This is a genomic window from Labrys methylaminiphilus subsp. lupini, from assembly GCF_051161885.1.
Classification (GTDB): domain Bacteria; phylum Pseudomonadota; class Alphaproteobacteria; order Rhizobiales; family Labraceae; genus Labrys.
Genome location: NZ_JBMDIH010000001.1, coordinates 50541 through 63214, shown reverse-complemented (window position 1 = coordinate 63214; position 12674 = coordinate 50541). Strand labels below are relative to the sequence as shown.

Here is a 12674-nt window from a genome sequence, read left to right as displayed (position 1 = left end):
GTCACAAGAGATCGCGGGCGATTTTCTCATGCCAGCGGCGCTCGGCTGCCACCTCGCCATTGGCGAGGGCCTTGAGCTCGCCTTCCAGGATGAAATCGGCCGCGGTCGCCTGCATCGCGGTCTTCACCTCGATACGGATCTGCCAGCCCTCGCGCCCCATCTCATAGCTCTCGGTGAGGTGGTAGCGCGCGCTGAGTGGATCATCGCCTCTGATGGTGAGTTCGCGCCGGAGACTATGGGAGAGCGTGGTATCGATCTCGTCGAAGCGCAGCACGCCCTCTCCGAACAGGCCGCCCTCCCCCTCCGTGACATAGGTGGCCGTGTTCGTCAGGAGATCGAGCGAGGTGGTACGCGCCATCCGCCCTTCGGCGACCTTGGACATCGGGGTACGCGCCGCGCTCACGGCGGGCTCGAAGGCGACGACGAAGTCGTCCGCGCGGGCCTCGCGCACCGGCATGCTCAGCCGACCCGGGCAGCGCAGGGTCAGCGTCACCGGTTCCGGCGCCGGCCAGATCAGCGGCCAGTAGGCCGTCGACAAGGCCAGGCGGATGCGATGCCCCGGGGCGAGAGCATAGCCGCAATCGCTCAATTTGAGGCGGATGGGATAGAAGCGGCCGGGCACCAGCGCCTCGGGGTCGACATGGCTGTCGCGATGGGTCAGGTTGAGCACGCCATAGGCGATGCGGCGAGAAGATCCATCCGGCGCGACGTCGCAGAGCCGGGCGCAGAGCTGGGCCAGAGGCTTATCGGAGGCGACCTCGATCTCGATCTCCGGGGCGCCAAGCAATTCGACCCGTTCGGTCAGGACCTCGCCGTCGAAGCTGCAGGAGAAGGCATCGTCATGCCGCTGATCGGCCGGCTCCTCGCCGCTGACCCCGGTGCCCATCCATTCCCCGGCCGCTGCCCCCGTCCAGGCCGGCGAGGCGAAGGCGATCTCGCTGGCCGGGCCGGGCTCGGGCGTCAAGGTGCCCGGCGCTAGATGGACGGTCTTGGCGGTGATCTGCGGCGAAGGCCAGGTCATCTCGCCGACAAAGCGGCCAGGCACCGGATCGCGGTGACCGGGCGGCGTCCATTCCTCGATGAAGGCCCGCATCATCGGCTCGGCCATAATGCCGCGATCCCGGCCCTTCAGCCAGTGATCCCACCAGCGCGTCGCCTCCTGCAGGAAGCCGATGGCAGGGCCCGGCACGCCGTCCTGCGGGTAGATATGGGCCCAGGGCCCGATCAGGCCGAGCCTGGGCACCTCCAGGCCCTCCAGCAGGCGCGGAATGGCATTGGTGTAGGCATCGCCCCAGCCGCCGACTGCGAAAACCGGACATTGCACGGCCGAGAAATCCTCACAGATCGAGCCGTGCCGCCAATAGGCATCGCGCCTCTGATGGGCGAGCCAGAGCGCCGGGAAGAAAGGCAGACGTTCGAGCCGGTGCTGCCATTGCGCCCGCCAGGCCTCGCCGACCAGCGCCGGATCCGCCGGGCGCGCCTGGTAGGCCAGCATGATGCTGCCCCACCACAGATTGTCGTTGAGCAGGGTGCCGCCCATAAAATGGATGTCGTCGGCATAGCGGTCGTCGGTCGAGCAGACGGTGATGACAGCCTTGAGCGCCGGCGGGTTGAGCGCCGCGACCTGCAGGCAGTTGAAACCGCCCCAGCTCTTGCCCATCATGCCGACGGCGCCCGAGCACCAGGGCTGGGCCGCGAGCCAGGCGATCACCTCGCAGGCATCGTCGAGCTCGCGTTGCAGATATTCATCCTCGAGCAGGCCGTCGGATTCGCCGCTGCCTCTCATGTCCACGCGGATGGCGGCATAGCCATTGGCAGCGAACCAGCCATGCATCGGCTCGTCCCGCCCGCGCGTGCCATCACGTTTGCGGTAGGGGATATATTCGAGGACCGCCGGCACAGGCCTGGCCTCCGCATCCTCGGGCAGCCAGAGGCGGGCTGCGAGCCGGGTGCCATCGGCGAGTGGGATAAAAAAATGTTCGATCGTGCGGGTCGCGGTCATCGGAAGAGACTTTATGAAAGACAAACGAAAGGGCCGGTCCGAGGACCGGCCCTTTCTACGAACTATTGGATCACGCCACCTTGCGGCTGGCGAGAATGTTGTCGAGCCAGTGGGTATCCATCTCCGGCACGGAGCTGATCAGCTTCTCCGTATAGGGGTGGAAGGGCGGCGCGAAGATGTCGGCCGTCGGGCCCTGGGCGATGATCTCGCCCTTGAGCATCACCGCCGTGCGATGGGCGATGCGGCGCACCGTGCCGAGGTCGTGGGTGATAAACATATAGGCGAGACCAAGATCGTCCTGCAGCTTCTTGAGGAGCTTGAGCACGTCTTCCGCCACCAGCGGGTCGAGGGCGGAGGTCGGCTCGTCGCAGATGATCACCTCCGGCTCGGCCGCCAGGGCACGCGCGATGCAGACGCGCTGCTTCTGGCCGCCCGAGAGCTGTCCGGGCCGACGGTCCGCGAACTCCTCCGGCAGACCGACCTGATGCAGCAGTTCGAGCACCCGCTTGCGCACGTCCCCCGCCGAACGGTTGAAGTAGAAGCTCACCGGGCGCCCGATGATCTGCCCCAGGCTCTGGCGCGGATTGAGCGCCACGTCCGGCATCTGGTGCACCATCTGCAGGCGGCGGAGGATGTCCTTGCTGCGTTGGGGCAAGGCCGGCGGCAGGGTCTTGCCGTTGAGTGAGACATCCCCCTCCCAGCGCGGCAGCAGGCCGACCACGATACGCGCAATCGTGCTCTTGCCGGAGCCGGACTCGCCCACCACCGCCAGGGTCTCGCCTTTTGCGAGCTTGAAGGAGGCGTTCTTGACGATCGCCACCGGGCCGTAGCCAGCGGTGACGTTGGTCATGGAGAGTACGGGCTCGGCCCCCTCCGCCGGGGCGGTGAGCTGGAGATGCTCGGCCTCGCGCCGCTCGTTCACCAGCGCCCGGGCATAGTCGGTCCGCGGCGCCTCCAGCACCTGCTGGGCCTCGCCGACCTCGACGGTCTTGCCATGACGCAGCACCATGATGCGATGGGCGATCTGGGCCACCACGGCAAGGTCGTGCGTGATGTAGAGACCTGCCGTGCCGAATTCCCGGATGAGGTCGCGCAGCAGCGCCAGCACCTCGATCTGGGTGGTGACGTCGAGCGCCGTGGTCGGCTCGTCGAGCACGATCACGTCGGGCCGGCAGCTCATTGCCATCGCCGCCATGGCGCGCTGGAGCTGGCCGCCCGAGACCTGGTGGGGATAGCGGTCGCCGATCGTGTCGGGATTGGGCAGTTGCAGGATGCGAAAGAGCTTGCGGGCATAGGCTTCCGCCTCTGGCCGCGTCATCACGCCATGCACCACCGGCGCCTCACAGACCTGGTCCATCAGCGTCATGGCCGGATTGAAGGAAGCGGCGGCACTCTGGGCGATATAGGCGATGCTCTTGCCGCGGAAATTGCGGCGCTGCGCGGCGGTGGAGGCGCGCAGTTCGGTGCCGTCGAGCTTGATCGAGCCTCCGGTGATGCGCATGCCGGCCCGGGCATAGGCCATCGACGCCAGGCCGATGGTGGACTTGCCGGCACCGGACTCACCGATGAGGCCGAGGATTTCTCCCCGCCGCAACGTCACGTCAACATTGTCGACCAGAACGCGGCCGGTGATGGTCTCGACCCGGAGCTTTTCCAGCTCGAGGATCATGTCGGAAGAGGTTTTGTCGTCTGCCATCTCAGCCCCCTTACATTTCCGCCTGCGCGCCGGATGGGCGGGCATCGATCGACAGGAACCAATCGACCACCAGGTTGATGCCGATGGTGAGCAGGGCGATGGCGGCGGCGGGATAGAGTGCCGCGGCCCGCCCGAGCTTAAGGCTGGTGATGTTGTCGCGCACCATGCCGCCCCAGTCCGCATAGGGCAGGGGAACGCCGAGACCGATGAAGCTCAAGGCGGCGATGAACAGGAAGTTGAAGCAGAAGCGCAGTCCGAACTCCGACATCAAAGGCGCGGCGGCATTGGGCAGGATCTCGCGCCAGACCACCCACCAGATGCCCTCGCCGCGCAGCCTCGCCACCTCGACGAAATCCAGCGAGGCGAGGTTCATGCCGAGCGCGCGGGCAAGGCGATAGACGCGGCTGGAGTCGAGGAAGGCGATGGTCAGCACCAGGGAGGTCAGGGTCTGGCCGAAGATCGACAGGATGATCAGCGCCCAGATCAGCAGCGGCACCGACATGACGATGTCGACGGCGCGCGAGAGCACAGCGTCGATCCACCGCCCGGTCACGGCCGCCACCAGGCCGAGCGTGATGCCGATGGCGAAGGACATGATGGTGGTGACCAGGGCGATGCCGATGGTGAGGCGCGCTCCATAGATCAGGCGGGTGAGCATGTCACGCCCGATCTGGTCGGTCCCCAGCCAGTTGGCCGCCGAGATCGTCGCCCAGGTCTTGCCGACAGTCTGCGTCTCCGAATAAGGAGCGAGCCAAGGGCCGGCGATGGCGACGACGACGTTGAGCGCGATGATGAACAAGCCGATGACGGCAGTGAGCGGCGCCTTGTGTCCGAAAATGACCATGCTGCTTTCCTACCGGGGATGCCGCAGACGCGGATTGAGGATGATCGCCAGCACGTCGGCAATCGTATTGAGGATGATGAACACCGCTGCAAACAGGATGCCGCAGGCCAGGATCGCCGGCACGTCGCGCTTGGTCACCGCGTCGATCATGTATTGGCCGACACCCGGATAGGTGAAGACCTTCTCGATGACGACCACGCCGACCACCAGATAGGCGACGTTCAATGCGACCACCGAGATGATCGGCGAGGCCGCGTTGGGTAGCGCATGCTTGGTGACGACACGGGCCCGCGTCAGGCCCTTGAGGAAGCCCATTTCGACATAGGGTGTCGACATGATCGACAGCACGGAATTGCGCGTCATGCGCATCATATGGGCGGTAACCAGACAGGTCAGCGCCACCGCCGGCAGGAAGGTCACATAGAGACGGAAGAAAAAGCCCATGTCGGAATTGACGGTCGCCAGCGGCGGAAACCAGCGCCAATAACCGGCAAAGAGCAGGATCAGTACCCCGCCGATGAAGAATTCCGGCAGCGAGATGGCGATCAGTGCCAGCACGTTGGCGGCACGGTCGGCCAAGCGCCCCTCGGTGATGGCGCAGGTGATGCCGGTGATGACGGCGAGCGGCACGGCGATCACGGCCGCGTAGCAGGCCAGGAACATCGTATTGGTGAAGCGCGGCCACAGATCGTTCACGATGGCGTTCTGGTTGGTGTAGGAGCGACCAAAATCAAAATGCGCGACGATGTTCCAGAGCCAGTTCAGATAACGCTGCCAGGCCGGCACATCCAGACCGATGCTGCGTTCAAAGGCGGCCTTGGTTTCTGCCGTGGCCGCCTGGCCGAGCACGGCGTCCGCCGCATTGCCCTGCAAATTGAGGGTTAGAATAAACAGAATGAGCGAGATGGCGAAGAGCGTCACCAGCCCCTGGACGATGCGCCAACCAATAAGACGTCCCACAATGTGCCCTTTCGACCTGTTGCCGACGGAGACCGGGCACGTAGCAGTTCCCCCCGCATGCGCCCGGCCTTCTGCAATATGAAAGGAGAAGAGCGAGGCGCCTCACGCGCGTCGCCCCCGAAGCGCTCCACGATCTGGCTGATACACCAGGGATCGCAGGAACGCGTCGAAACAAAGAGCAGGGGCAAAGCGGCGTTGTCGCCAAACGCCCCTTGCTCCAGAGTTCTCAGGCGAACCAGCCCTTTTCGGCGACGCGCTGGTCGCACATGTCGTAGCGTGGATGCGGGGCCGTCCCCATGATCTTCTTGGAGTAGGCGTCGAGATAGTCGCCGACCGCATAACAGACCATGCCGCCATCGTCGTGGATCATCTTCTGGCAATCGGCATAGATCTGAGCGCGCTTGGCTTCGTCGCTCTCGACGCGGGCGGAGATCAGGAGCTTGTCGAATTCAGGACGCTTCCAGTGGGTGTCGTTCCAATTGGCGGTGGACAGGAAGGTCTGGGACAATTGCAGATCGATGTTGGGACGTCCGCCCCAATAGACGGCGCAGAAGGGATCCTTCAGCCAGATGTTCGACCAGTAGCCGTCGCCCGAGACACGGGTGACCGTCAGATCGATACCCGCCTGCTTAATGGCCTCCTGATAGAGCAAGCCAGCGTCCGTCGCGCCGTTATAGGCGCCTTCCGAGACCTTGAGCTCCATCTTGGGACTACCGGCCTTCTTGTAGTGAAAGGCGGCTTTCTCCGGATCGTAGGGCGTCTGCGGCACGTCCTTCGCGTAGTATTTGTGTGACGGGCTGATCGTGGTGTCGTTGCCGATGGTGGCGTAACCCTGGTAGACCGTGTCGACGATCTTCTTGCGGTCCATGCCGTATTTGAGCGCCCAGCGCAGATCGGCGTTGGTATAAGGATCGGTGTCGCACAGCGCCACGAAGGCGAATCGGTTGCCGGTACCCTTGCTCTGTACCACACTCACGTCAGGCGAAGAGGTCACGATATCCATGGTCTTGGCATCGAGACGGTTGATGGCATCGACCTGGCCCGAAATCATGGCCTGCAGGCGGGACGCCTGGTCCTGGATATATTGCAGCTCGATGCCATCGAAATTGCCGCGTCCCGGCTTCCAGTAATTGCCGGTGTTCTTGGTCACGACGCGCACGCCGGGCTCGAACACTTCGAGCTTGTAGGCGCCCGTGCCAATCAGCTTGGAGAAGTCGGTGTAGCCATTGGGCACGCACAGGACGTGGTAATCGGAGAGATTGTAGGGCAGATCGAGATTGCCCTCGGACAGGGTGATCTGGACCTGGTTGGCACTGAGCTTCTTGACGTCGGTGATCGAACTCAGCAGATCCTTGGCGGCAGACTTGGTATCGCCGCGATGCAGGTTGATCGAATAGATCGCGTCATCGGCATCGAGCGTCTTGCCATTGTGGAACGTGACGTCCTTGCGGATGTTGAAGATCCATTCCTTGGCGCCGGGCTTGTATTCCCAGCTCTCGAACAATTCGCCCTTGGGCAGACCGTCCTCGCCGATTTCGACGAAACCGTTGCAGATCTGGTAGCCGTAGGAGATCGGCACGGAATCGGCATAGGTGCGAGGGTCGAGACTGTCGGAGGCGGAACCGCCCTCCATGCCCAGCTTCAAGGTGCCCCCCTTCTTGGGGGTGTCGGCCGCCAGGGCCGGGCCGCCGAGCGCACCCAAGGCGCCGAGGCTCAAGCCGAGCGCAGCCGCACTCTTCATCAATTCGCGACGATCAAGGATCAGGCCCGACCCTTGCTGCGTGAAGTTCTTACCCGTCATGTCAATGTTCCCTGCGGCTCGCCTGTATGGAATTTGCGCTCGTTGCCCGAGCGTTCGACCTGCCCACTATCGTGTCCTGCAAGCCGCTGTGCAAGAGACCTACAAACGACATCAAATGACAGCAGCGCGACGTTCCTTCATTTTCGTCAAGCTTAGATCACGCCAGATTTGCAGATTTGAACGTCAGGTAAAGCCCGAATTTTCAACGAGCAGGCCTGATTTTCATCGTTTCCGGCCAAAAGAGATCCCCCACGAAGCAAGCAATTACAGACGATATCAGGCCCATCCGCCCCGATAACCGAAAACCCCGGCCATAGGCCGGGGTTCGGATCTGTTGCATGCCGTTGGGATCAGCTGTGATAGGCGCGTTCACCATGTTCGACGATATCGAGGCCTTCGGCCTCGGTCTGACGGTCGACGCGCAGCCCGACGACGAGATCGATGATCTTGAACAGGATCGCCGAACCGACGCCCGTCATCACGATGGTGAAGGCGACCGCCTCGACCTGGACCCAAAGCTGGCTGGCCATGGTCACGCCGTCCGCATAGCCGACACCGCCCAGGGAGGGCGACGCCAGTACGCCGGTGCCGAGGGCACCGAGAATACCGCCGATGCCATGCACGCCGAAGACGTCGAGGCTGTCGTCATAGCCGAAGGCATTCTTCACGGTCGTCACGAAGAAGAAGCAGACGATACCGGCGATGAAGCCGAGCGCGATGGCGCCAGCAGGGCCGACGAAACCGGCGGCAGGCGTCACCGCCACCAGACCAGCAACCGCACCCGAGATCGCACCCAGCATCGAGGGCTTGCCATGGGTGAGCCACTCGATCAGCGACCAACCGAGGATCGCCCCGGCCGTAGCGACGAAGGTCGTCATCATGGCAAGGCCCGCGCTGGCACCGGCCGAAAGCGCCGAGCCGGCATTGAAGCCGAACCAGCCGACCCACAGCATGCCGGCGCCGACCCAGGACAGGGTGAGCGAATGGGGCGGCATCTGCTCCTTGCCGAAGCCAGTGCGCTTGCCGATCATCAGGCAGCCCACCAGGCCGGCGACGCCCGCATTGATGTGCACGACGGTACCGCCGGCGAAATCGAACGCGCCCAGCTTGAACAGCCAGCCCGTCGACTGCCACACCGAATGGGCGACCGGGATGTAGATGAAGGTGACCCAGAGCAGGCAGAACAGCACCACGGCCGAGAACTTCATGCGTTCGGCGAAAGCGCCGACGATGAGGGCCGGCGTGATCGCAGCGAAGGTCATCTGGAAGCACACGAACACATATTCGGGAATGGTGCCGCTCAGCGTGTCCTTGGTGATGCCGGCGAGGAAGGCCTTGGAAAAGCCGCCAAAGAGCGGGCCACCGTCGCTGAAGGCGAGGGTGTAGCCGTAGAAGACCCAGATCACCATCACCACCGAGGCGACGATCAGCACCTGCATGAGAATGGAGAGCATGTTCTTGGCGCGCACCAGGCCGCCGTAGAACAGGCCGAGGCCCGGCGCGATCATCATCAGCACCAGCGCGCAGGACACCAGCATCCAGGCGGTGTCACCGGAATTCAGCGTGGGCGGCGGCGTTGCGGTCTGGGCGAGAGCGGGGCCTGCCAGCAGCCCGGCGCCGAGCAAGGCCGACACCGCGAGTTTGAGGGAACGAAGGGAAGTCATCGGGAAAGCATCCTGTCTCATGGAAGTCGAGGGCATCGGCAGAGGGGACCTAGAGCGCGTCGCCGTCGCGCTCGCCGGTGCGGATGCGCACCGCGGTTTCGATCGGCGTGACGAAAATCTTGCCGTCGCCGATCTGGCCGGTCTTGGCGGCTGCCGAGATCGCATCGATCACCTTGGCGACGAGATCGCTCGGCACCGCCACCTCGATCTTCAGCTTGGGCAGGAAGCTCACCGCATATTCGGCGCCGCGATAGATCTCGGTATGCCCCTTCTGGCGGCCATATCCCTTCACCTCGGTCACGGTCAGGCCGTGCACGCCCAGACCCGTGAGGGCATCGCGCACCTCCTCGAGCTTGAACGGCTTGATGATGGCCATCACTATTTTCATGCTGTTCTATCCCCTTAAAGCGTTTTGCGATTTGGCGGTCGGACATGCTCTTTCAAGCCGCGTGCCAACTGCGAAACGCCATGCTAACATCATGAAAAATCACGACAAAAATTACCCTCCTGCCATGTGAGGACCACTCGCTTGCCAAGGCATGCACAAATTTTGGGCACAATGGCCGTCGTTGCGATATTTTCAAGCAATGTGCATACGGCGTTGGCGGATCCGTGCTCAGTCCCGGCGGAAGCGGGCGAGAATGTGACGATTGCCGGCAAGATCGGCGAGGGTCATCTCCTGCTCGCGGACGGCCGCAAGGTCAGGCTTGCGGGCGTGGATCTGGCCTCGCTGCGCCTGCCCGATCTCACCAACGGCACTGCCACCCTGGTGGCTTCGGCGGGCCCCGACAGGCACGGCGCCCTTCGGGGAGCGCTCTATCTGGAGGGGCGCGACCTGGCGGCCGATCTCGCGGCTCGTGGATTGGCGCGCATTCGGCCTTCCGTTGGGGAAGAGGTGTGTTACACAGAATTAATGACTGCGGAAGACAATGCCCGTCGGGCTCGGCTTGGCCTCTGGGCTGAACCGGGCTATGCAGTCGCCGATGCGGCGACTCCTGAGGCCGTTGCCCGCCACGCCGATGGCTTCGCCATCGTGGCGGGACGCGTGCTGCATGTTGGAGTGACGAAGACGACCGTGTGGATCGATTTCGGCAAAATCTGGCGCGAAGACGTGACTTTGGCGATCCCCGCCAAACAATGGCCACGTTTCGAGGCAACCGGTCTCAGCGCTGCTGCCCTTGAGGGCAGCTATGTCAGGGCCCGCGGTGTCGTGACGATGCGCGACGGGCCTCGCATCGAAATTACCGAACCGGCGGCGATCGAACAGGTCGCGCCGGTGTCGCCGTGAAAGGAGTGGAGAGCTGAGCGAGATGCTGGGGGGTGCGACAAGACAACCGAACTGGTGGCGGGTTTGCGCCCTGGCGGTCGCGCTCGGCCTGTCTTCTTGCGCCACCGTGGGCGACAACGACCAGTCGGGCGAGCTTGCGCGCGCCATGCCGGCGGCCCTCCCCGCCGAGGCCCCTCGCGTCATTGCTCCTCCCAATGCGGAAGACCGCGAAAGCGCCCGCGTTCTCGCCTCTTATGGTGGGGCCTATCGCAATGCCGCCCTGGAGCGCTATCTCGACGATCTCGTCCAGCGTCTTGCCGCCCAGTCGGACCGGCCCGACATTCCCTACAAGCTGACGGTGCTGAACGCCTCGTCGATCAACGCTTTCGCTTTGCCCTCCGGCCGGCTTTATGTGACGCGCGGCCTGCTGGCGCTCGCCAATGACGATGCCGAAATCGCCGCGGTGGTCGCCCATGAGATGGCGCATGTCTCCGCACGCCATGCCGCAGCACGTGCCGATCGCGAGCGCCAGTCCGTGGTCGTCTCCAAGGTGGCGAGCATGGTGCACAATCCCGGCCTGGTTTCCTCAAGCCAGAACAGTCTGGCGAGCTTCTCGCGCCAGCAGGAATTGAACGCTGACGAGATCGGCATCCGCACCATCGCCAAGGCCGGCTTCGACCCCTATGGCGCCGCGCGCTTCCTGACCTCGATGCGCCGGCAGGTGGAGGCGCGTTCGCGCCAGGCCACGCCGGACTTCCTGTCGACCCATCCCTCCACGCCTGAACGCATCGCCAAGGCCAACACCGAGGCTGCCCAATATGGCGCGCCTGGTTCGGGCGAGCATGACAAGTTCCGCTATCTGTCGGTGATCGACGGGCTCACTTATGGCGAGGATCCTGCACAGGGCTATGTGCAGGGCCGCATCTTCTGGCAGCCGCGCCTGGCCTTCACCTTCACCTCCCCGCCCAATTTCACCCTCGACAACACGCCGCAAGCCATTCTCGGCATTGACGGCAATGGCCGGGCGCTGCGCCTCGATACGGTGAAGACCAAGGATGGCCAGTCGCTGTCCGATTATCTCGCCTCTGGCTGGATCAGCGGTGTCGATACCGCCTCGGTCTCCACCCTGCGCATCAACGGCAACGAGGCGGCGACAGCCCTCGCCCGCGGCCAGGACTGGAGCTTCCGCCTCTATGCCATCCGCTTCGGCAGCGACGTCTATCGCCTGATCCTGGCAGCACGCGATCTCAATGCCACGACCGATGCGCTGTTCCAGGAAACGGCCAACAGCTTCCGGCGCATGACACCTGAAGAGCAGCGCAATGTGCGCCCCGAGCATATCGACATCGTCACCGTGCGCTCGGGCGATACGCTGCAATCCCTGGCAGCCCGCATGGCCGACCCCCAGGACCAGTTGGAACGCTTCCTCGTGCTGAACGGCTTCGACGAAACCAGCCCGGTCAGGCCGGGTGATCGGGTCAAGGTCGTCACGCAGTAGCCGCAGCCCCTCACCCGAGTCGATAGAACGCCGCCGCATTGTCCCTGAACAGCTTGCGCCGCTCCGACGGCGAGCAGTCATGCACGATCTCGTCGACGACATGCACCCAGTCTGGATAGGTCCCCGCCAGTTCCAGCACATGCCAATCCGAGCCGAACATCACGCGGTCGAAACCGAAACTCTCCAGGGCATGCTCGACATAGGGCGTGATCTCCTGGCGGGTCCAGGTGCGGTGATCGGCCTCCGTGCATACGCCGGAAATCTTGCAATAGACGTTGGGCAGCGCTGCGAGCCGCTTCAAATCGGCGCGCCAGGGCTCCATCTCGCCTGCCTTGATGGCCGGCTTGCCGATATGGTCGAGTACGAAACGGACATCCGGGCATTGCTGCACCATGCGGATCACGCTCGGCAGTTGATGATGTAAAATGCAGATGTCGAAGGACAGGTCGTGGCGGGCCAACAGCTTCAGGCCGGCCAGGAAATCGGGCTGCAGGCAGAATTCCGGATCGGACTGGCCCTGGATCAGCCGCCGGATGCCCCGCAGGGGCTTGTGCTCGCGCAGGCGTTCGAGGTCCCGCTCGACGGCGGCGCCCCGCTCGAGCGGCAGGCTCGCGACCATGCCGCCGAGACGCGGTTCGGCTGCCGCAAGTTCCGTCACCCAGGCGGCTTCGTCGAGATGCTGGCCGGCATCGACATCGACTTCCACGAAGACGAAACGCTCGATCTCGACCGGTTTGGCGGCAGCGAACACATCCGCCGGCACTGCCTTCGGCCGCAGACCGGTGATACCCTGCGTCCAGGCATAGCCCAGGCGCGCCGGGTCGAGCAGATGAACGTGGCTATCGATGATGGGGTAGTCGAGCATGATATTGGGCCTATGGCGTTTTGCGATTTGGTGGAATCACCAAGAACCGCAAAAGCGCGTTTGCGCTTAAACGCGCT

The 12674-nt window shown here is 63.9% G+C and carries 10 protein-coding genes; 2 read left to right on the top strand and 8 right to left on the bottom strand.

Annotation, left to right across the window (positions count from 1 at the left end; translation table 11 throughout):
* Position 1 precedes the first annotated feature (1 nt).
* From ACN6KF_RS00310 to ACN6KF_RS00280, 7 genes are all read right to left on the bottom strand, one after another.
* Positions 2-2002, bottom strand: a complete 2001-nt coding sequence (locus tag ACN6KF_RS00310) for a CocE/NonD family hydrolase (RefSeq protein WP_434954912.1) — start codon at positions 2000-2002, stop codon at positions 2-4.
* A gap of 70 nt (positions 2003-2072) precedes the next feature.
* Complete coding sequence (locus ACN6KF_RS00305) at positions 2073-3698, bottom strand: ABC transporter ATP-binding protein (protein ID WP_434954911.1); 1626 nt, start codon at positions 3696-3698, stop codon at positions 2073-2075.
* A 10-nt stretch (positions 3699-3708) separates the two neighbouring features.
* The gene (locus tag ACN6KF_RS00300; protein ID WP_322434950.1) at positions 3709-4542 is read right to left on the bottom strand and encodes an ABC transporter permease; all 834 of its coding nucleotides are present in this window, start codon (positions 4540-4542) and stop codon (positions 3709-3711) included.
* 9 nt (positions 4543-4551) lie between these two features.
* Positions 4552-5502 (bottom strand): ABC transporter permease, encoded by a 951-nt coding sequence (locus ACN6KF_RS00295; RefSeq protein WP_434954910.1) that lies wholly within the window; start codon positions 5500-5502, stop codon positions 4552-4554.
* A 226-nt stretch (positions 5503-5728) separates the two neighbouring features.
* Positions 5729-7303: an ABC transporter substrate-binding protein gene (locus ACN6KF_RS00290; protein ID WP_434954909.1), complete on the bottom strand. Its 1575-nt coding sequence runs from the start codon at positions 7301-7303 to the stop codon at positions 5729-5731.
* A 350-nt stretch (positions 7304-7653) separates the two neighbouring features.
* Positions 7654-8967 (bottom strand): ammonium transporter, encoded by a 1314-nt coding sequence (locus ACN6KF_RS00285; RefSeq protein WP_434954908.1) that lies wholly within the window; start codon positions 8965-8967, stop codon positions 7654-7656.
* A gap of 49 nt (positions 8968-9016) precedes the next feature.
* Positions 9017-9355 (bottom strand): P-II family nitrogen regulator, encoded by a 339-nt coding sequence (locus ACN6KF_RS00280; RefSeq protein WP_434954907.1) that lies wholly within the window; start codon positions 9353-9355, stop codon positions 9017-9019.
* 255 nt (positions 9356-9610) lie between these two features.
* Here ACN6KF_RS00280 and ACN6KF_RS00275 point away from each other — a divergent pair, with 255 nt between their 5' ends.
* Together ACN6KF_RS00275 and ACN6KF_RS00270 are read left to right on the top strand one after the other, a co-directional pair.
* Complete coding sequence (locus tag ACN6KF_RS00275; protein ID WP_434954906.1) at positions 9611-10255, top strand: thermonuclease family protein; 645 nt, start codon at positions 9611-9613, stop codon at positions 10253-10255.
* A 22-nt stretch (positions 10256-10277) separates the two neighbouring features.
* Positions 10278-11732: a M48 family metalloprotease gene (locus tag ACN6KF_RS00270; RefSeq protein ID WP_434954905.1), complete on the top strand. Its 1455-nt coding sequence runs from the start codon at positions 10278-10280 to the stop codon at positions 11730-11732.
* A 10-nt stretch (positions 11733-11742) separates the two neighbouring features.
* Here ACN6KF_RS00270 and ACN6KF_RS00265 read toward each other — a convergent pair whose 3' ends face one another.
* Entirely contained in the window at positions 11743-12597 is an 855-nt protein-coding gene (locus ACN6KF_RS00265) for an amidohydrolase family protein (protein WP_434954904.1), read from the bottom strand.
* Positions 12598-12674 lie beyond the last annotated feature (77 nt).

Excerpts from the sequence above, each read along its gene's own strand:
- ACN6KF_RS00310 (WP_434954912.1), bottom strand. The coding sequence starts at position 2,002 with ATGACCGCGACCCGCACGATCGAACATTTTTTTATCCCACTCGCCGAT.
- ACN6KF_RS00305 (WP_434954911.1), bottom strand. The coding sequence starts at position 3,698 with ATGGCAGACGACAAAACCTCTTCCGACATGATCCTCGAGCTGGAAAAG.
- ACN6KF_RS00300 (WP_322434950.1), bottom strand. The coding sequence starts at position 4,542 with ATGGTCATTTTCGGACACAAGGCGCCGCTCACTGCCGTCATCGGCTTG.
- ACN6KF_RS00290 (WP_434954909.1), bottom strand. The coding sequence starts at position 7,303 with ATGACGGGTAAGAACTTCACGCAGCAAGGGTCGGGCCTGATCCTTGAT.
- ACN6KF_RS00285 (WP_434954908.1), bottom strand. The coding sequence starts at position 8,967 with ATGACTTCCCTTCGTTCCCTCAAACTCGCGGTGTCGGCCTTGCTCGGC.
- ACN6KF_RS00280 (WP_434954907.1), bottom strand. The coding sequence starts at position 9,355 with ATGAAAATAGTGATGGCCATCATCAAGCCGTTCAAGCTCGAGGAGGTG.
- ACN6KF_RS00270 (WP_434954905.1), top strand. The coding sequence starts at position 10,278 with ATGCTGGGGGGTGCGACAAGACAACCGAACTGGTGGCGGGTTTGCGCC.
- ACN6KF_RS00265 (WP_434954904.1), bottom strand. The coding sequence starts at position 12,597 with ATGCTCGACTACCCCATCATCGATAGCCACGTTCATCTGCTCGACCCG.